This window comes from Catellatospora coxensis, assembly GCF_016862635.1.
Lineage (GTDB): Bacteria > Actinomycetota > Actinomycetes > Mycobacteriales > Micromonosporaceae > Catellatospora > Catellatospora coxensis.
Genome location: NZ_BONI01000123.1, coordinates 1 through 18151, shown reverse-complemented (window position 1 = coordinate 18151; position 18151 = coordinate 1). Strand labels below are relative to the sequence as shown.

The following is an 18151-nucleotide window of genomic DNA, read 5'->3' as shown; positions in this document are numbered from 1 at the left end:
GCTAAGCGAGAAATCCATGTCACGTCCGCGGCGACCGCTTCTTGGGCGGCCAGAGTTCCGAAGTAATATCCAGCGCCGTCAGGTAGGTCGACTCCCGGACGTCCGCTTTCGAGATTTGTCCAGCGGACAGAGCTTCGCGAAGGAGATCAATCGCCTGCTTTCGCTGACCTATCACGAGGCATGCGACGGCACGCTGAATAACCGGACCATCACTCTCGATAAACCGAATGGCCTCCTCGGCTACCCCGTCGTTATCGCCTTCGGCGATGCGGTGTGCCCACTCGCGCAGGCCGCATGCGAATCGCACATCCGCAGAAGCCGTTTGATTGCGAATATACCGGTAAATTCGAATCTGAGCATTCTGCAATTTTGCTGGCTCTGCCACATCAGCGGCGATGTGCCAGGCTTCCATCAATGCGTGTTCAGATGGCTTTTGGAAGAACAAAAGAGTCCCGACTGCCATCAGTGATCCCGCAGTAAGCAACTCCTCCAGTGCGCGACGCAGGTATTCCGGAGAAGCTTGAAGAAGCGTACCGATCGCAGGCGAACCGGCAACAGTCTGTGCGTAATCTTGGTTGACGGCACCAGAGGTATGCACGATTGCATTCCGTCGCTTGAACACCTCCTGGAAGGCGGCCCAGTCTAGCGCAAGGCTTGACAAGTCCAGCCGACAGCCACCTTTGTCTTTGAGCCAAATGTGCCAAGCGCTAAGGTCTTCACGCAAGAGCGCATCAACGCGGCGGCCTACAGCCTCCGCAATTAACGAATCAAGGGAGCCGTACTCCAGGATGTCGCCAATAGAGAAGTCTTTGCCTGACGACAATCTTTTAGGCTGCCAAGTAAGTTGTGTGCGGATCACCACCGCGAGAAGATTTTCGAATGCGCTTACTGCTGCAACCAGTGCAGCGTTGATAATAAGAGTTTCCGGCTCTGGTCGCATCACGAAGCGGCGCATAATCCTGCGAACATGAGGCCACTCGTTTAGCAGTAGGCCCCCTTCGAAGATCTTTTCGAAGTCCTTTTGGGCTTGGGCTATCTGTCGAGAGGCACGATCTTGCGCAATGTCCTTCAGGGCCGCACCGGTGACGAGTGCCTGCGCAATGACCTCATCGTCGTAAGCCGTGTCACCACGAAGCACCGCAAGCAGCCGGTCTCTTTCTGGCGACGCCGGAATATTGCTAATCGCCTTAGATATCGCAGCCGCGGTCTTTCTTGCATTTTCCATCGCGGCAGTTTGCGGTGTTACTGCGGCTATCATCATCAGCGTATCGATGGTTTCACTGAACACCAGCACGGCAGTCGAAAGATCATTTAGGCTCTGGATCTGCATGGATGTCGGCTCAGCGGTGGGCATTAAGGCAGATTAAGGAGCGACCGGGCGCTGCGCTATCCGATTTTTGTCTTGATTGAGCCGCTTCGGGTACATGAGGCTGCGCTGCGCGTGGTCGTACAGCGGCAAGTCGACCACTGACCAACGGGTGGCCGGTGTTTCTGGCCAAGTTACTGCTGCCGGCCTTGCCATTGGGATTCAGTCGTGGAGTGCTCCACCTTGACCACGGCCAGATCATGACCATGGGGTGCGGCCGACGGCAGACGGGAGCTAAGCGCAGTCTGGGCGATCAGAAATGACGTAACGCGATGTAGTCAACCACGGCGACGGGTTGGGAGCGGAGAAGTCTCTGAGCGGCGAGTGCGCCACACTATTGCGCGAAGTCGTCGGCGTCGGTGCTTTTTATCGCTTGGATAATGCGCCATACACCCGATGACGGGTTGTTGTCGGGGTCAGGGCCCAGTCTCTCAGCTCGTCGAGCTGCTTCAAAAACGCCATTTCGAAAGTCGCCGAACCGAAGGTTAGCCTTGTCCCAGTGTGGCAAGCACCTTTTTAGTAGCGCCTCAGCCCTCCGCGCGTCCTCGACGTACGCCGTGCAGTTGTCGAAGTGCATCGTTAGCCACACCTCGAAGCAGGGGTTTGACCAAACGAGCGCGACACCTTCCTCGCGTGCAACCCGCGCGGCGTCTGTTACCGAGAATGAGTCCACATCGCAAACTGCCCAGGCAGCGTCGTAATCGTCGCGACGCATTCTCCGGGAGACTTCTTTAATAAGGTCTACCGGAGAGCCATTTATGCACACGACCGCGATACGTCCGGGCCTAACCCAAGACTCTTGTCGGAGCGAATCGAAGTACTGTACCTCGGTCCTGGTTCCGTTTGTAGCCACCAATACGGTTTGGCGTTGTTCAAGACCACGAGACCGTCGTGCTAGATCCGTGTCTCGGCCCTGCCCAATCCTGATCGGACCTCGCCGCTGGCTACTGCGTGGCACCATCGTCGTCCCAGATACCGCGAGCTGCTAGTGCTTGCTCGAACAGGTCCGATGATAGGTCTGGAATTCCGCCGTAATTTCCATTTAGATAACGTCGCTGCCTGTTCTCGTCCTTTCGCGGCTTGAAATCGGAAAGCGGGTAAAGCAGCGACGCGCCGTGATCGTCCTTTTCCGCGAACCATATTTGGTCGCGTTCTAGCACCTCGTCCCCATCGAAGCTGCCCAGCAAGGTTGCGTCGTGGCTCGTGAATATGAGCTGGGCGCACTTGGGGTTAGTGCGAGGGTTCTGGAACAAGTTGATGAGCTTTGCAGTCAACATGGGGTGAAGACTTGAGTCGATCTCATCGACAGTAATTACGGCACCGCTTCGGATGACATAAGCCGTATCGATTGCAAGCTCCAGCAGTTGCTGAGTTCCCGTTGATTCTTGGTCGAACTCGAAGAGCACCGATCCGTTGGCACCACGATGCGCGAACTGAAGGCGTTGCCGATTGCGGGCATCGGTGTCCCGAAAGCTCGCGCGGCGTCGGATTACCGTTTCATTGGTATCCGCAGGGATTAGTGATTCTGGAAAGAGGCTGTCTTGAGTAGGCGGCTTCAGACGTACGTCCTCGATGCCAATATCGGCCGCGCGAAGAAGATCTATTACGATGCCACGATCAAGTTCATGATCAGGCCAAGGCGAGGGTACTACGCGGTAGGTGAGAGTGTATGCGTTGATCTTCTGCCGCATGCGTAGGCCGAGGAACCACCGATAGATGTCATGCAGCGGGTCGTTTTGTCGCTCGTACGGCTCGCGGCGCTTGCTGAAGCGTGCCGCGACGGAGAGGAAGAGGGCGGTAGGAGCGGTGATCTCTGAGATGCGCGCGAGTTCTGGCCTGTCACTGGACTCTTCGCCCCATTTATAACTGTCACCACGCCTGTCGAAGACCACACGCCGGCGTCCAAGCGGCCAGTAGTGCGCCCACTCTTCAAGGACGCGTGTCCCGTCGATGGTGAATCCATATGCGTGCCGAACCCCGCCGATGGAGAGATCGACTACGTAGCGTGATGGAAGCTTTGGGGTGTCCGGGTCCAGGAGGAATGGTTCGCGGCTAAGGCCGTAGCCCGGTTCGACCTCTCGATCGGAGCGAACTGCGAGCAACCGCATGTAGCTCAGCGCATGGAGGAGATTGGACTTTCCGGATGCATTTGCACCGAAAACGCCCACCACTGGCAACGCCTGACGCTCGTCGCCCGCGTCATAGACGGGCGTCAAGTTCAGGTGCTGTTCGTCGCGGAAGGAGCGGTGGTTGCCGAACCGAAAACTTAGCAGCATACGACCCCAACCTCCCTCGGGCGACGGTTACACGCGCTTACGTGTGAGTAAACCACGCGACAGACGACGACGCACTACGGTTACATGAACAACTACCCACCGTTCTGATGACTTAACGCTCCACGTGTCGTTAATGACGCGGTATGTCAGCTCGTCAGGCTCAGGGGCCAAACGGTAAGGCTGCCGGCCCGGGTTCGGCTGCATCTCCAGCTGCCGTGCGGATTGAGCGAGGCAACCTTGACTAGGGCAGACGATGGGTAAGACATGCGAGTTCGTCCATGCCAGGTTGACCTCAGTCAGGCCGTGCTGAGGCCGTCAGGCGGGTACCCAGGCCGTCTCGGGGCCGTCAAACGATGACCACCAACGACAGATGGCAACCGGGACTACTCAACGTTGACGCAGGCCAGAAGTTGGTTCGCTCTGCGTAGCAGTACAGGGACGGACGAGTCGGCCTGTACGCCGGATTCTGTGCCGCGCTCGCGCGCGGCGGCGGCCATCCATCTAGGCCTGCCGTCGCCGGCAGGCTCGAGCAACCTACCCGCGGACATCGGGCGGGCCACCCTCGAACGTCCGCGCGGCCACCCGCCCGCCGAAGCGGATCGAGCGGCCTTTCTTGGTCTTGCTCCGGGTGGGGTTTACCTAGCCACCCCGGTCACCCGGGGTGCTGGTGAGCTCTTACCTCACCGTTTCACCCTTACCCGCTGCCCCGAGGGGCGGCGGGCGGTCTGTTCTCTGTGGCACTGTCCCGCGGGTCGCCCCGGGTTGCCGTTAACAACCACCCTGCCCTGTGGAGTCCGGACGTTCCTCGGCACCGCCGGGCCGGAGCCCGTGGTGACGCGACCGCCCGGCCGACTCGTCCGTCGCGTTGACCATGATACGTCTCGCCGGGGCTGCCGGTCGCGGGCCGCCGGCCCGGGGTGATGATCGCTGTTTCAGGGCAGGATCCGTGGCCGGACCGCGCTTCCTGACCGTAGACAGCGATCATGCTCGCAGGCCGCCGGGCCGCGGGGCTCGCAGCGCCGCCGGGTGCGGGTGGTTAGCCTCCGGGGGTGATGGATCTCGGGGCGTTGCTGGTGCTCGGCGCCGCAGGTGTGGCGGCCGGGGGTGTGAACGCCGTGGCCGGGGGCGGGTCGCTGATCATGCTGCCGGTGCTGCTGGCGCTCGGGGTGCCGCCGATCCAGGCCACGGTCACCAACTCGATCTCGGTGACCGGGGGCTACTCCGCCAGCGTGCTGGGCACCTGGCCCGACCTGCATGGGCAGCGGGCCCGGCTGCGGCTGCTCGCGCCCACCGTGCTGCTGGGCGCGGTCACCGGCTGCGTGCTGCTGCTGCACACGCCGCCGGGCGTGTTCGCCAAGCTGATGCCGCTGCTGGTGCTGGCGGCGTCGCTGTTGCTGGCGTTCCAGACGCGGGTGAGCCGCCTGGTGGGCGAGCCGCACGCGCAGCCGGTCTGGTTGCGGTTCGTGCTGCTCTTCGGTGTCGGGGTGTACGGCGGTTACTTCAACTCGGTGCTCGGCGTCATCCTGATCGCGGTGCTGAGCGTGGTCGTGGTCGAGTCGATGAACCGCATCGTGGCCCTCAAGAACCTCCTCCAGCTGGTGGTGGGCGTGGTCGCCACCACGATGTACACGCTGTTCGGGCCGGTGTACTGGCCGGCGGTGGCGGTGCTGGTGCCCGCGACGCTGCTGGGCGGGTTCGTCGGCGCGCGGGTCGGGCGGCGGCTGCCGGCCGGTACGCTGCGCGCGGTGATCGTGGCGTTCGGGGTGACCGTGGCGGGTGTGCTGTTCGTGCGAGCCATGTCATAGCGCGATGAACGCTCGTTCGGTGCGAGGATCAGGCATGGCATTGGACCTGGCTTCCCTTCCCGACGTCGGCGCGCTGACGGTCGGCATCCTCGGCGGCACCGGCGATCAGGGCCGCGGCCTGGCATACCGGCTGGCCCTGGCCGGGCAGCGCGTGCTGATCGGCTCCCGGAGCGCGGACCGGGCGGCGGCCTCGGCGGCGGAGCTGGCGGAGCTGTCCGGCGGGGACGTCAGCGGGGGCGACAACGCGGACGTGGCCGGGCGCTCGGACGTGCTGATCGTGGCGGTGCCGTACGCGGGGCACGCCGAGACGCTGGCCGGGCTGGCCGACGCGCTGGTCGGCAAGATCGTGGTGGACTGCGTGAACCCGCTGGGCTTCGACAAGCAGGGGCCGTACGCGCTCAAGGTCGACGAGGGCAGCGCCGCGCAGCAGGCGGCGGCGATCCTGCCCGAGTCCCGGGTGACCGCGGCGTTCCACCATGTCAGCGCGGAGCTGCTGGCCGACCCGACGGTGACCCGGATGGACCTGGACATCCTGGTGCTCGGCGACGACCGCGAGGCGGTGGCCGTGGTGCAGGCGCTGGCCGGCCGCATCCCCGGCATGCGCGGCATCCACGCCGGCCGCCTGCGCAACGCCGGCCAGGTCGAAGCCCTCACCGCAAACCTGATCGCCATGAACAAGCGCTACAAGGCCCACTCCGGCATCCGCATCACCGACGTCTGACCAGCTCAGGAGCGGTCGGACGTTAAGAAGGGCACCTTCTACAACGCATAGCGTTGTGAAGGTGCCCTTCCTTTCAGAAGGTGTGGTCGGCGGTGGGGAAGGCGCCGTCGTGGACGTCGGCGGCGAATTCGGCTGCCGCTCGGGCCAGGACGCTGTGCAGGTCGGCGTACTTCTTGACGAAGCGGGGGGTGGGGCCGGCGGAGGCGGGGCGCAGGCCGGCCATGTCCTGCCAGACGAGGACCTGGGCGTCGGTGTCGGGGCCCGCGCCGATGCCCACGGTGGGTACGCCGATCTCGGCGGTGACCTGCTTGGCGACGTCGCCGGGGACCATCTCGAGGACGACCGCGAACGCGCCCGCGGCGGCGACCTCGCGGGCCTGGTGCAGCAGCGTCGCGGCGGCGTCGTCACCGCGGCCCTGGACCCGGTAGCCGCCGAGCTGGTGCTCGGACTGCGGGGTGAAGCCCAGGTGGGCCATGACGGGGATGCCCGCGCCGGTGATCATCTGGATCTGGGCGGGGCGGAAGCCCTCCAGCTTGACCGCGTGGCAGCGGGCTTCCTTCATGAAGCGCACGGCGGTGCGCAGGGCGACCTCGGGGGACTCCTCGTACGTGCCGAACGGCAGGTCGCCCACGACCAGCGCCCGCTTGGTGGCGCCGACCACGGCGCGGACCAGGGGCAGCATCTCCTCGACGGTCACCGGCAGGGTCGACTCGTAGCCGAACACGTTGTTGGCCGCCGAGTCGCCGACCAGCAGCACCGCGATGCCCGCCTCGTCGAAGATCTGGGCGGTGTACTGGTCGTACGAGGTGAGCATGGCCCACTTCTCGCCGCGCTCCTTGGCCAGCTGCAGGTGGCGGGTGCGCACCCGCGAGCCGGCCGGCCCGCCGTAGAGGGAGGGCACACTGTCGGACATCGCTGTCTCCTCTCGCCTCGAGGCCGCGTCCGCGGTCCCCGGGTCTCAGGAGAATGTTTCCACCTGTTGAACACCCGATGTCAGGGTTCAGTGCACTAATTCACTTGCTCTCGCGCCAGCGGTTCGTGATCGGCAGGCGGCGGTCGCGGCCGAAGGCCTTGAAGGAGATCTTGGTGCCCGGGGCGGACTGGCGGCGCTTGTACTCCGCGCCGTCGACCAGGCGCAGGATGCGGTCCACCAGGGCCGGGTCGTGGCCGTCGGCGACCAGTTCGTCGCGGCCCTGGTCGCCGTCGACGTAGCCGGCCAGGATCGCGTCCAGCTGGTCGTACGGCGGCAGCGAGTCGGTGTCCAGCTGCCCCGGGCGCAGCTCGGCGCTCGGCGGCTTGGTGATGGAGCTCTCCGGGATGACCTCGCCGACCGTGTTGCGCCAGTGCGCCAGCTTCCACACCAGCGTCTTCGGCACGTCCTTGAGCGGGTTGAACGCGCCCACCGAGTCGCCGTACAGCGTCGAGTAGCCGACGGCAAGCTCGCTCTTGTTGCCGGTGGTGAGGACCAGGTGCCCTTCCTGGTTGGAGAGCGCCATCAGGATCACCGCGCGCACCCGGGCCTGCAGGTTCTCCACGGCCAGGCCGGACAGGTTCAGGTTGGACAGGAACGAGTCCACCATGTGCTGGATCGGCTCGACCCGGTAGTCGAGGCCGGTCAGCCGGGCCAGCTCGGCGGCGTCGTCGCGGGAGTGCTGCGAGGAGTGGCCGCTGGGCATCGAGACGCCGACGACGTGCTCGGCCCCGAGCGCGTCCACCGCTATCGCGGCGACGACCGACGAGTCGATGCCGCCGGACAGGCCCAGCAGCACCGACTTCGCTCCGTTCTTGCGTACGTAGTCGCGCAGGCCCAGCACCAGGGCGTTCCACACCTCGGCCTCGTCGCTGAGCCGGTCGGCGATCCCGGCGTCGGCGGCGGGGCCCTCGGGCGCGGCCCAGGAGGTGGTCAGCGGGACCCGGGCCACGCGCATGGTGCCCAGGTGCCCGGCGGGCGCGTCCGGGTCGGCCTCGGGCAGCTGCAGGTCGTGCACGAGCAGCTGCTGGTGGAACTGCGGGCCGCGGGCGAGCAGCGTGCCGTCGGCCGCCACGAGCAGCGAGTCGCCGTCGAAGGTCAGCTCGTCCTGGCCGCCGATCATGTTGACGTACGCCACGGTCGCCCCGGCCTCGGCGGCCCGGCGCCGCACCAGCGGCAGCCGCAGGTCGTCCTTGTTCAGCTCGTACGGCGAGCCGTTGATGTTGATGACCAGCCCGACCCGCGCCGACGCCGCCACCGCGAACGGGCCGCCCGCCTGCCAGATGTCCTCGCAGATGGTGAGCGCCAGGTCGGCCTGGCTGCCGTCGGCCCACTGCGCCCGCACCACGGTCAGCGTGTCCCCGGGCACGAAGTAGCGGTCCTCGTCGAACACGCCGTAGTTGGGCAGGTGGTGCTTGTCGTAGCGGGCGGCGACCACACCGCGGTGCAGCAGCGCCAGCGAGTCGCGGGGGCCGACCGGGGAGGTGGAGTCCGCGCCGAGCCGCGCCGGGCCGTCGGCGTCCAGGTAACCCACGATGACGGCCAGCTCGCCCAGCCCGTCGCCGGCCAGGTCCTCGGCCAGCCTCACCAGCGCCTGCTGGGACGCCTCGACGAAGGACTGCCGGAACACCAGATCCTCGACCGGGTATCCGGTCAGCATCATCTCCGGGAAGGCGACCAGGTGGGCACCGGCCTCGGCGGCCCGCGCGGACCACTCGCGGACGATGGCGGCGTTGCCGGCGAGGTCGCCGACCGTCGGGTTCACCTGGGCGAGAGCGAGACGCAGCGTGGCGGTCATGCCCTCATCTTCCCGCACACCCCACCCGCCGCGCGTTTCCCACCAGGCGTGTGCCCTGCCACAGTCCCGCCGCGCCGCCCTCAGGCGGAGGCGCGCACGCGGGCGCGGCGGTCGAGGAGGTGGTTGGCGGCGTGGTGGGTGAGGTTGGTGACCAGGATGGCGGGGGCGACGACGGCGACGACGCCGGCGAACTGGGACTCCAGGCGCAGCGCGAGGATGATCGCGGTGATGCCGTTCTGCTGGGCGAAGGCCAGGTGCAGCCGGTCGGCGGCGGGCATGTTCCGGGTGAGCAGCCAGCCGACCAGGATCTGCGCGGCGAACGCGGCCAGACCCAGGGTCACCCCCCGCGGCAGCGCGACGCCGCCGATGAGCAGCAGGCCGAGCAGCACCGTGGCGGCGTACAGCGCGCCCTGGGTGATGCGGGGGAGCAGCCGGTCCAGCCAGGCCGGGCGCAGGAACAGGCCGATCAGCGCCAGGCCGAGCATCCAGAACTGCCACACGGCGACGGCGACCGCGGCCGCGAGCAGAATGCTCGCCCACCGGGGCCGATCCCGGACGCCGTGCCGCCACAGCAGCCACACCACCGCGGCGAAGGCGAGATTCAAACCCAGATCCGCGGCGTACGCGAGCAGCCCGTCGGCGACGTGCACCCCCTGCTCGCCCCGGCCGCTCAGGCCGAGCGCGCCGGTGGTGACGGCGGCGGCGTAGACGGTCAGCACCACCGTGATCGGGTCGTCGAACGAGGACCACGCGGCCAGGACGGTGCGCGCGCGGGGGGAGAGCCGGTCTTCGCCGAGCAGCGCGGCGACCGACAGCGGGTCGATCTGCGCCACCACGATGCCCAGCAGCAGGAACAGCGGGTCCTGCCAGGCCAGCGCGAGGGATCCGCCGATGACGGCCGCCTTGACCACGACACCGACGGTGACCGCGGTGACGATGAGCCGACGGTCCTGCCGGGCCGCCGCGAGGTCGATGCCGTAGGTGCTGCCGTACAGCCCGATCGCCAGCAGAGCCGCGGTGGCGAGCAGGTAGGGCGTGGAGTCGGTGGCGTCGGCGATCCGGACGCCGGTGACGGCGGCGGTGCCGAGGCCGATCAGGACGGCCAGGGCGAGCCAGGCCAGGCGGCGCACTGCGTACCCCCTAGGTGTTCTGCTGGGTGATGGGCAGGCGGCCGGACCGCCGCCGCAGCTCCACGGAGAGCTTCTCCAGCGCGTCGTCGGCGGTGTGGATCTGGGCCTGGTCCAGGGTGACCCCGATGACGTGCACGGCCGGGTTGCTGTTGATCATGTAGTAGTAGATCGCGCCCTGCTCGACGTCGAACACCATGCGGATCAGCGGCCCGGTCTCCAGCACGCTGAACCGCCCGTCCAGCTCCGCCATCAGGTCGATGAGCTGCGGCCCGTGCTCGTGGTACTTCTCCCGCCGCTGCGCCTGGGTGGCCTCGACCGGCTGGAAGTCCTCCAGGCGGTCGAACACGTCGATCGCGAAGACCTGGTGGCGGCCCTCGTAGTAGGCGACATAGTGCAGCACCTCCAGGCTCAGCGCGGCCCGGCAGGCGTCGAAGTACTTGGTGTGCTTCGTGGCGTCGTAGCGGCCCTGGGCGCGGACGAAGGAGACCGTCTCGATCGGCAGCGGCTCGCGCGGCGCGGGGATCGCGGCCGCCTCGGCCACCGGGGCCTCGACCCGGAAGTAGAACCAGCCCATCGCGAACACGGACAGGCCCAGGATCAGGGTGATCATGCCGACGACGCCTTCGATCGGGTCGCCGCGCAGCCACTCGGGCCGGGCCGCCTGCAGGAAGCCCTGGGTCGCCGTGGCGAACCCGGCGACGATGAGGAAGCCGGCCCGTGCCCGCTGGAACACGATCCGGCCGACCTGCGAGGCGTACAGGATCGCCGCGCCGACGCCCAGCACCATCGCCGTGATGGCGGTGCGCAGGTAGTCGAAGTCCTCGTTGTTCAGCACCGCGAGCAGGATCTCGCCGAGCAGCGGGATCGCGAACGAACCGGCGAGGATGCCGGCGAAACGCTCCGCCCAGACGGCTTTCGGCTGCGCGGGGGCGTTGTCGGACGGAGGCATGGACGCACCTTGGGGGAGGGGTGGGGCCGATCAGGCCACGACTCCCGCCATCCTAAACGGACGCCTCAATGATGATCAATGTTCTGGGTCAGCTCCGGGGCGTCGGCTGCGCTCCGCCGAGGGTGATGGGCAGCAGCTTCTTCGCCGCCTGCTCCAGCAGCCCGGTGAACCGGCCCAGGTCGGCGACCGCGCCCTGCCGCTCGCCGGAGTCCATCTCGCGCAGCATCGACAGCAGCCCGCCCACCCGGCCCAGCGCCAGGTAGCCGGTCATGGTCCGCTCCTTGCCGGTCAGCGTGAAGCGCAGCGCGTACGCGTCGCCCTCCAGCTTCAGCAGGTCCGCCGGGAGCCGGTCGCGCGGCACGTCCTCGACGCGTACCCGGACCGCGGTGCCGTCGTCGAGCACCGCGTTGAAGTCCCGGCAGCGCTGGCCCATCCGGCGCAGCTCGTTCAGCGTGCCGAGCGCCCCGTCCCCGGTGAACGTGCTCAGCACCTGGGTGATCAGCGTGGGCCCGCGGTGCCCGGAGACCGCCTGGGCGGTGGGCTGCAGGCGGGCCTTCGGGTGCGTCGTCGCCACGGTCGCCGCAGCGGTGCGGATCAGCTCGTCGGGCGCGCCGAGCAGCGCCGCGCAGCGCTCCGGGCGGGGCGTGCGCACCCGGGGCGACGGGCTGGGCGGCTGCGGGGCGTAACTGGCCGGCAGGTCGACCTCGGCCAGCAGCGCCGCCTGCAGCTCCGGCTGGGTGGCGGTGAGCGGCAGCGTCTTGCGGGTCGTCTCGGTCGCCTGGGCCTGCTGCTGGCGGTGTGTCGCGCCGAGCACCCCGGCCAGGGTGAGCGCGCCGATCAGCAGCCCACCGAGGGCGATACCGCCCGCGATGGTCCGGTGGCGCACCGGGAAGAGGGAGTCCAGGCGGTTCATGGGCGCTCCTTGCGCATCGAGGGGAGCTCCGTGTCACTGACCGTCTCAACGGGGTGAAGGGCGTCGAAGTTGCGGCATCACCGTGCTCCGGCGTACAGCTGGAGGATGGCGTAACGTGCGCGTAATGAGGCCGCGCCAGACTGGCCCGGAGATCTCGTCTAGGAAGGCTTGCCGTGGATCGTCAGCAGGAGTTCGTGCTGCGTACGCTTGAGGAGCGCGACATCCGCTTCGTGCGCCTCTGGTTCACCGACGTGCTCGGCACCCTGAAGTCGGTCAGTGTCGCCCCGGCGGAGCTGGAGGCGGCCTTCGAGGAGGGCATCGGCTTCGACGGATCGGCCATCGAGGGCTTCGCCCGGGTGTACGAGTCCGACATGATCGCCATGCCGGACCCGACGACGTTCCAGGTCTTCCCGTTCGAGGGCGGCGGCTCCGGTGAGAGCGCCCGCATGTTCTGCGACATCCTCATGCCCGACGGCACGCCGAGCTGGGCCGACCCGCGCCACGTGCTGCGCCGGGCGCTGTCGAAGGCGGCCGACAAGGGCTTCACCTTCTACACCCACCCCGAGGTCGAGTTCTTCCTGCTCGCCGACGCGCCCGCGGACGGCGGCGTGCCGACCCCGGTCGACTCGGGCGGCTACTTCGACCACACCACGCACGCCATCGCGCGCGACTTCCGCCGCCAGGCCGTGCTGGCGCTGGAGCGCATCGGCATCTCGGTGGAGTTCAGCCACCACGAGGTCGCCCCCGGCCAGCAGGAGATCGACCTGCGGTACGCGGACGCGCTGACCACCGCCGACAACATCATGACGTTCCGGCACGTGATGCGGGAGGTGGCGCTGTCGCACGGGGTGCGGGCCACCTTCATGCCCAAGCCGTTCACCGACCAGCCCGGCAGCGGCATGCACACGCACCTGTCGCTGTTCGAGGGCGAGCGCAACGCCTTCCACGACCCGGCCGACCCGCACAAGCTGTCCAAGACGGCGAAGGCGTTCATCGCCGGGGTGCTCACCCACGCGCGGGAGTTCACCGCGGTCACCAACCAGTGGGTCAACTCGTACAAGCGGCTGTTCCCGCAGATGATCCCGGACCGGATCAGCGAGGCCCCGGCGTACGTCTGCTGGGGTCACCTGAACCGCTCCGCCCTGGTCCGCGTCCCCGCGTACGGCAAGCCGAACTCGGCCCGGGTCGAGGTGCGCTCGCTGGACTCGGCCTGCAATCCGTACCTGGCCTTCGCGGTGCTGCTCGGGGCCGGCATGAAGGGCATCGAGGAGGGGTACGAGCTGCCCCCGGGCGCCGAGGACGACGTGTGGGCGCTGTCGAACGCCGAGCGGCGCGCGATGGGCTACTCGGCCCTGCCGGAGAACCTGTCCGAGGCGATCGACGTGATGGCCGGCTCCGAGCTGGTCGCCGACGTGCTCGGCGAGCACGTGTTCGACTTCTTCCTGCGCAACAAGCGCGCCGAGTGGGAGGAGTACCGGCGCGAGGTGACGCCGTACGAGCGGATCAAGTACCTCGGTGCGCTGTAAGTAACCTGGTCAGCCCCGTGCGGGCGCCCCTGTTGCGGGCGTCCGCTAGCCTCCCGAGCGACATTCGGATGCAGTGGAGGCGTACATGGTGCAGGACCTGGTCACAGGTGCGTGGCAGAGCGTGGTGTTCGGGGTGGCCGGGATCTGCCTGATGGCGGTCGGCTTCGTGGTGGTGGACCTGCTGACGCCGGGCCGCCTGCGGGAGCTGATCTGGCACCAGCGCAGCAGCAACGCCGCGCTCCTGCTGGCCGCGAACCAGCTCGGCATCGCGCTGATCGTGTTCACCGCGATCTTCACCAGCTACGAGGACTTCGGCAAGGGCCTGGCCTCCACGGTGATCTTCGGCCTGCTCGGCATCGGCCTGATGGCGCTGGCGTTCATGGCGCTGGACTGGCTGACCCCAGGCCGCCTGGGCGAGATGATCGCCGAGATCGAGCCGCACCCCGCCGCCAAGGTCACCGCGGCCACCCACTTCGGCGCGGCCCTCATCGTCTGCGCCTGCATCGCCTGACCCGGCCCGCGCCCGCTCCCTGCGCCGGAGGCGTGTTGCGTCCGTGGGTGCAGAGCAAGCTTTTGGGTGCAGAGCAAAGTCTGCGCCACCGATCACCGCCCGGCTCGTCTGCCCGGCGGTGATCGCCGTTCCGCCCCGCGATGCCGCCTGCCCGGTCGCAGGTTAGGCGGATCTAGAAGATTTGTGGTCGTCCCGGCGACAACAAATCATCTAGATCTGGTCGAGGCCGCCGTGGGTGGGAGGAGGTGGTCGCAGGCGGTGAGGAGTGCGTTGCGGAGGGGGGCGGCGCGGTCGGCGAAGGAGCGCTGGGCGGCGGCGTACTCGGCGCGGCCCTCGGGGGTCTCGATGCGGACCGGGGGGAAGCCCAGGTCGGCGAGGTCGTACGGGCTGGCGCGCATGTCGAGTTCGCGGATCTCGCGGGACAGCGCGAAGCAGGCGGTGACCAGCTCGCTGGGGACCAGCGGGGACAGCTTGTAGGCCCACTTGTAGAGGTCCATGTTCGCGTGCAGGCAGCCGGGCTGTTCGAGGGCGGGCTGCAGCTCGCGGGTGGGCTGGTGCACGTTGAGGGGGCGGGCGGGCGCGGTGAAGAAGCGGAACGCGTCGAAGTGGGTGCAGCGTACGCCCCGGTCCTGGACGACCTCGGCGGTCGCGGCGGGGGACAGGCGCAGCGGCCAGGAGTTGTGCCGGACCTCCTGCTGGGTCTGGCGGTAGACCATCGCCCACTCGTGCATGCCGAAGCAGCCGAGCTGGGCGGGCCGGGACGCGGTGGCGGCGAGCAGGTCGCGGATCCAGCGCACCGAATCGGCCCGCTTGGCCAGGAGCGCGGGGTCGAGGAGGACGCCACCGTCGACGGCGAGGTAGTCGCGGTCGGGAGCGCCGTCGCGCAGCAGCACGCCGTGGCCGGGGTGCCAGCGGCGCAGCTGGGCGGGCCGGTGCGAGTAGTACGTGAACAGGAAGTCGTGCACGGGGTGCTTCACCCCATCGCGGCGGCGCGCCAGATGGTGCGCCAGCCAGCCGTCCACCAGCTCCTCGTGCGCCTGCCGGCGGGCACGCCAGACGTCGCGGTCAAGGACCTCGGCGGCGGGGGCGGCGATTTGCACCTGGCCAGAGTACCGGTGTCGCCGACTAGGTAGCGACACCAACTAGCTTGCTGTGCTACGGTCTCGCGCCATGGAGTTGGAGCGGCGCACTCAATGGCTGCGGGGAGTGCTCGACCTGTGCGTGCTCGGCGTGCTCGCCCACCGCGAGTCCTACGGCTACGAGCTGATCCAGTCGCTGCACGCGGCGGGGCTGGACGGCATCCAGGGCGGCACCCTCTACCCGGTGCTGCTGCGGTTGCAGCGGGGCGGCCAGGTCGCCGCGCACTGGCGCGAGGGCGGGTCCGGCCCGGCCCGCAAGTACTACCGGATCACCCCGGAGGGCGCCGAGACGCTGCGGCGGTCCGCGGCCGACTGGGAGTCCTTCGCGGGCGGGGTGAGCGCGATTCTGCGAGAGGTGGCGGCACGGTGAGACACGACACCTGGCTCGATGCCCTCGCCGGCGAGCTGCGCCGGCACGGGGTGGCCGCGGACACGGCGGGCAATGTGCTCGCCGAGACGGCCGCCCACCTGTGGGAGAGCGGGGACGATCCGTTGCGGGCGTTCGGCCCGCCCCAGGCGTACGCCGCGACCGTCGCCGACAGCGTGCGCCTGGCGCCGCCGCGGCGCGCGCCCGGCGGGCCGGTGCGGCTGGAGGTCCTCGGCATCAGCAAGCGGTACGGCCGCCGGACGGTGCTGCGCGAGGTGAACCTGACGGTACGCGCGGGCGAGGTCGCCGCCGTGGTCGGCGCGAACGGCTCCGGCAAGAGCACGTTCCTGGGCATCTGCGCGGGCCTGGTCAGCCCGGACCGGGGCGAGGTGCGGGTGCACGGCGCCCTCGGCTACTGCCCGCAGGGCGGCGGCACCAGCGACTTCCTCGTGCCCGACGAGCACTTCCTGCTGGTGGGCGCGGGCCGTGGCATGTCGCGGACGGAAGCCCGGGACGGCGGACGGGCGGGCGCGGCGGCGCTGGACTGGGATCCGCGCGGCCGCACGCAGGCCCGCCACCTGTCCGGCGGCACCCGGCAGAAGCTCAACCTGGTGATGGCCGGGCTCGGCGACCCGGACGTGCTGCTGCTGGACGAGCCGTACCAGGGCTTCGACCAGGGCTCTTATCTGGACTTCTGGCAGCAGGTGCACCGCTGGCGCGACGCGGGCAAGGCGATCGTGGTGGTGACCCACCTGCTGAACACCCGTGACGGCGTCGACACCGTGCTGGACCTGACACCGCGGGAGGCCCTCCGATGACCAAGACGTTTGTCGTCGCCGAGATGGCGTTGCGGGAGATCGCGCGCCGGCGCGGGGTGCTGGCCATCCTGCTGATCTTCCCGTTGGCGTTCTACCTGAGCCGGCGCGACTCCCACGCGGGGCAGTCGATCCGGTTCGTGTGCCTGGGGATCGGCTGGGCGATGAGCACCGCGGCGCTGTTCGCGGGCAGCGCGGCACGCGCCGTCGAACCCCGGCTGCGGCTGTCCGGATACCGCGGCAGCCACCTGTACCTGGGCCGGCTGGCCGCGCTGTGGACGGTCGGCCTGCTGCTGTCCGCGCCCTACTACGTGCTGATCCGGATCGACCAGGAGCACGTCCGGTACGGGGCGATCGGGCTCATCATGCTGCTGACCGTGGCGGTCGCCGCCCCGTTCGGGCTCGCCCTCAGCGCGGCCCTGCCGCGGGAGCTGGAAGGCATGCTGGTGCTGCTCATCGTCGTGGGGCTGCAGATGATGATGGACCCGGCCGACTCGGCCTCGCGGCTGCTGCCGTTCTGGTTCAGCCGCGAGATCGGCACCTACGCGGTGGACCACACCGACGGCGGTTACCTCACCCGCGGTCTGATCCACGCGGCGGTGTGCCTGGCGGCCCTGCTGGCGGTGGTGGCGGCGGCGTCGGGATATCGGCTGCGACAGCGGTCACATCTGCGGTTCGTCGCCCGGCGCTGAGCCGGTCGCGGGTGGAGCGAGCGAGGTCACACCGGGCCTACGGCGTAAGTTGAAGCGGGAAATCGATTCTTCAGCTGGGGGCTGTGGTGCGCATCGCTCGCTTTGTTCATCCGGGTGGCATGTCGTTCGGCGTGGTGGAGGGGGATCCGGACGCCGGGGCCGAGGCGCTGACGGTACGCGCGATCAGCGGCCACCCCTTCGGTGAGCTGGATCTCACCGAGCAGCGCTTCGCGCTGGCCGACGTACGCCTGCTCTCCCCGATCCTGCCCAGCAAGGTGGTCGGCGTGGGGCGCAACTACGCCGACCATGCCGCCGAGCACGGGGTGCCGGTGCCCAAGGAGCCGATGCTGTTCCTCAAGCCGTCCACATCGGTGATCGGGCCGCACGACATCATCCGGCTGCCCGAACAGTCGCACCAGGTCGAGCACGAGGCCGAGCTGGCCGTGGTGATCGGCGCCACGGGCGCGCGCCGGGTGGACCGGGCCGGGGCCGAGAAGGCGATCTTCGGGTACACCATCGCCAACGACGTCACCGCGCGCGACCTGCAGAAGATCGACGGCCAGTGGACCCGGGCCAAGGGTTTCGACTCGTTCTGCCCGATCGGCCCGTGGATCGACACCGCCGTCGACGTCTCCGACGCCGAGGTGCGCTGCGAGGTCAACGAGGAGGTGCGCCAGCTCGGCCGCACCTCGCAGATGGTCTTCGACGTGCCCACGCTGGTGTCGTACGTGTCCCACGTGATGACGCTGCTGCCCGGCGACGTCATCCTCACCGGCACGCCGGCGGGGGTGTCGCCGCTGGCCGCGAAGGACGTGGTGAGCGTGCGTATCCAGGGTCTGGGCGAGCTGCGCAACCCGGTCGCCGCGCGGTAGGGGATACCGATTTGGCGCTGCCGGGGAGGTCAGGTAAAGTTCAGTCCCGGCAGCGGCAACGGTGCCAATGGGGTATGGGGTAATTGGCAGCCCAACTGATTCTGGTTCAGTTAGTCTAGGTTCGAGTCCTGGTACCCCAGCAACCAAGCAAGATCGGGTGAAGCCCGATTCGCGCGAGGCTGCTGGACCTGCTAAAGTTCAGCGGGCCGCCGAGCTGAGAAGTCAGCTAGGCGGTCGAAAAATGAATAAGGTGTTCTCCGGAACATCGACCTGGCCCCGTCGTCTAGCGGCCTAGGACGCC

General features: G+C 68.4%; 17 protein-coding genes, 1 tRNA gene and 1 other RNA gene. 9 read left to right on the top strand and 10 right to left on the bottom strand.

From position 1 onward, the window contains the following. Positions 1–19 precede the first annotated feature (19 nt). The 4 genes from Cco03nite_RS39620 to rnpB form a co-directional block, all read right to left on the bottom strand. Positions 20–1330, bottom strand: coding sequence for a hypothetical protein (locus Cco03nite_RS39620; protein WP_203699187.1), 1311 nt, complete (start codon positions 1328–1330; stop codon positions 20–22). Between the two features lie 370 nt (positions 1331–1700). After that, positions 1701–2327 (bottom strand): RloB family protein, encoded by a 627-nt coding sequence (locus tag Cco03nite_RS43220; protein ID WP_373314442.1) that lies wholly within the window; start codon positions 2325–2327, stop codon positions 1701–1703. Beyond that, positions 2311–3642 (bottom strand): AAA family ATPase, encoded by a 1332-nt coding sequence (locus Cco03nite_RS39610; protein WP_203699185.1) that lies wholly within the window; start codon positions 3640–3642, stop codon positions 2311–2313. Before Cco03nite_RS39610 ends, Cco03nite_RS43220 begins: the two co-directional genes overlap by 17 nt. A 439-nt stretch (positions 3643–4081) precedes the next feature. Further along, positions 4082–4498, bottom strand: an RNA gene (rnpB, locus tag Cco03nite_RS39605) — RNase P RNA component class A. 196 nt (positions 4499–4694) lie between these two features. Between rnpB and Cco03nite_RS39600 the strand changes: the two genes are divergently transcribed. Together Cco03nite_RS39600 and npdG are read left to right on the top strand one after the other, a co-directional pair. Beyond that, positions 4695–5447, top strand: a complete 753-nt coding sequence (locus tag Cco03nite_RS39600) for a sulfite exporter TauE/SafE family protein (RefSeq protein WP_203699190.1) — start codon at positions 4695–4697, stop codon at positions 5445–5447. A gap of 34 nt (positions 5448–5481) precedes the next feature. Beyond that, positions 5482–6168 carry an NADPH-dependent F420 reductase gene (npdG, locus tag Cco03nite_RS39595; RefSeq protein WP_203699184.1) on the top strand — a complete coding sequence of 229 codons (687 nt, stop codon included), beginning with the start codon at positions 5482–5484 and terminating at the stop codon, positions 6166–6168. Between the two features lie 73 nt (positions 6169–6241). On the opposite strand, the gene panB is transcribed toward npdG, so the two are convergent. From panB to Cco03nite_RS39570, 5 genes are all read right to left on the bottom strand, one after another. Beyond that, positions 6242–7081 (bottom strand): 3-methyl-2-oxobutanoate hydroxymethyltransferase, encoded by an 840-nt coding sequence (gene panB / locus Cco03nite_RS39590; RefSeq protein ID WP_203699183.1) that lies wholly within the window; start codon positions 7079–7081, stop codon positions 6242–6244. Between the two features lie 100 nt (positions 7082–7181). Further along, positions 7182–8936 carry an NAD+ synthase gene (locus Cco03nite_RS39585; RefSeq protein WP_203699182.1) on the bottom strand — a complete coding sequence of 585 codons (1755 nt, stop codon included), beginning with the start codon at positions 8934–8936 and terminating at the stop codon, positions 7182–7184. A gap of 80 nt (positions 8937–9016) precedes the next feature. Next, positions 9017–10066 carry a hypothetical protein gene (locus Cco03nite_RS39580; RefSeq protein WP_203699181.1) on the bottom strand — a complete coding sequence of 350 codons (1050 nt, stop codon included), beginning with the start codon at positions 10064–10066 and terminating at the stop codon, positions 9017–9019. 10 nt (positions 10067–10076) lie between these two features. Next, on the bottom strand, positions 10077–11015 hold the full coding sequence (locus Cco03nite_RS39575; protein WP_203699180.1) for a hypothetical protein: 939 nt from the start codon (positions 11013–11015) through the stop codon (positions 10077–10079). 88 nt (positions 11016–11103) lie between these two features. Next, positions 11104–11928, bottom strand: a complete 825-nt coding sequence (locus Cco03nite_RS39570) for a hypothetical protein (protein WP_203699179.1) — start codon at positions 11926–11928, stop codon at positions 11104–11106. 173 nt (positions 11929–12101) lie between these two features. Here Cco03nite_RS39570 and Cco03nite_RS39565 point away from each other — a divergent pair, with 173 nt between their 5' ends. Next, positions 12102–13454, top strand: a complete 1353-nt coding sequence (locus Cco03nite_RS39565; RefSeq protein ID WP_203699178.1) for a glutamine synthetase family protein — start codon at positions 12102–12104, stop codon at positions 13452–13454. An 85-nt stretch (positions 13455–13539) separates the two neighbouring features. Then, complete coding sequence (locus Cco03nite_RS39560) at positions 13540–13965, top strand: DUF350 domain-containing protein (RefSeq protein WP_203699177.1); 426 nt, start codon at positions 13540–13542, stop codon at positions 13963–13965. Between the two features lie 206 nt (positions 13966–14171). Here Cco03nite_RS39560 and Cco03nite_RS39555 read toward each other — a convergent pair whose 3' ends face one another. Next, positions 14172–15059, bottom strand: coding sequence for an RNA-binding protein (locus Cco03nite_RS39555; protein ID WP_203699189.1), 888 nt, complete (start codon positions 15057–15059; stop codon positions 14172–14174). Between the two features lie 76 nt (positions 15060–15135). Between Cco03nite_RS39555 and Cco03nite_RS39550 the strand changes: the two genes are divergently transcribed. From Cco03nite_RS39550 to Cco03nite_RS39530, 5 genes are all read left to right on the top strand, one after another. Next, a complete protein-coding gene (locus tag Cco03nite_RS39550; protein ID WP_203699176.1) occupies positions 15136–15474 on the top strand; it encodes a PadR family transcriptional regulator in 339 nt (112 codons plus the stop codon). Further along, entirely contained in the window at positions 15471–16289 is an 819-nt protein-coding gene (locus Cco03nite_RS39545; protein ID WP_203699175.1) for an ATP-binding cassette domain-containing protein, read from the top strand. The genes Cco03nite_RS39550 and Cco03nite_RS39545 overlap by 4 nt, the downstream gene beginning before the upstream one ends. After that, positions 16286–16978, top strand: coding sequence for an ABC transporter permease (locus Cco03nite_RS39540; protein WP_203699174.1), 693 nt, complete (start codon positions 16286–16288; stop codon positions 16976–16978). The genes Cco03nite_RS39545 and Cco03nite_RS39540 overlap by 4 nt, the downstream gene beginning before the upstream one ends. A gap of 86 nt (positions 16979–17064) precedes the next feature. Continuing rightward, a complete protein-coding gene (locus Cco03nite_RS39535; protein ID WP_203699188.1) occupies positions 17065–17850 on the top strand; it encodes a fumarylacetoacetate hydrolase family protein in 786 nt (261 codons plus the stop codon). A gap of 68 nt (positions 17851–17918) precedes the next feature. Then, positions 17919–17990, top strand: a tRNA-Gln gene (locus Cco03nite_RS39530). Positions 17991–18151 lie beyond the last annotated feature (161 nt).

Coding starts and splice junctions, on each gene's coding strand:
- Cco03nite_RS39620 (WP_203699187.1), bottom strand. CDS start 1,330: ATGCAGATCCAGAGCCTAAATGATCTTTCGACTGCCGTGCTGGTGTTC.
- Cco03nite_RS43220 (WP_373314442.1), bottom strand. CDS start 2,327: ATGGTGCCACGCAGTAGCCAGCGGCGAGGTCCGATCAGGATTGGGCAG.
- Cco03nite_RS39610 (WP_203699185.1), bottom strand. CDS start 3,642: ATGCTGCTAAGTTTTCGGTTCGGCAACCACCGCTCCTTCCGCGACGAA.
- Cco03nite_RS39600 (WP_203699190.1), top strand. CDS start 4,695: ATGGATCTCGGGGCGTTGCTGGTGCTCGGCGCCGCAGGTGTGGCGGCC.
- npdG (WP_203699184.1), top strand. CDS start 5,482: ATGGCATTGGACCTGGCTTCCCTTCCCGACGTCGGCGCGCTGACGGTC.
- panB (WP_203699183.1), bottom strand. CDS start 7,081: ATGTCCGACAGTGTGCCCTCCCTCTACGGCGGGCCGGCCGGCTCGCGG.
- Cco03nite_RS39585 (WP_203699182.1), bottom strand. CDS start 8,936: ATGACCGCCACGCTGCGTCTCGCTCTCGCCCAGGTGAACCCGACGGTC.
- Cco03nite_RS39575 (WP_203699180.1), bottom strand. CDS start 11,015: ATGCCTCCGTCCGACAACGCCCCCGCGCAGCCGAAAGCCGTCTGGGCG.
- Cco03nite_RS39570 (WP_203699179.1), bottom strand. CDS start 11,928: ATGAACCGCCTGGACTCCCTCTTCCCGGTGCGCCACCGGACCATCGCG.
- Cco03nite_RS39560 (WP_203699177.1), top strand. CDS start 13,540: ATGGTGCAGGACCTGGTCACAGGTGCGTGGCAGAGCGTGGTGTTCGGG.
- Cco03nite_RS39550 (WP_203699176.1), top strand. CDS start 15,136: ATGGAGTTGGAGCGGCGCACTCAATGGCTGCGGGGAGTGCTCGACCTG.
- Cco03nite_RS39540 (WP_203699174.1), top strand. CDS start 16,286: ATGACCAAGACGTTTGTCGTCGCCGAGATGGCGTTGCGGGAGATCGCG.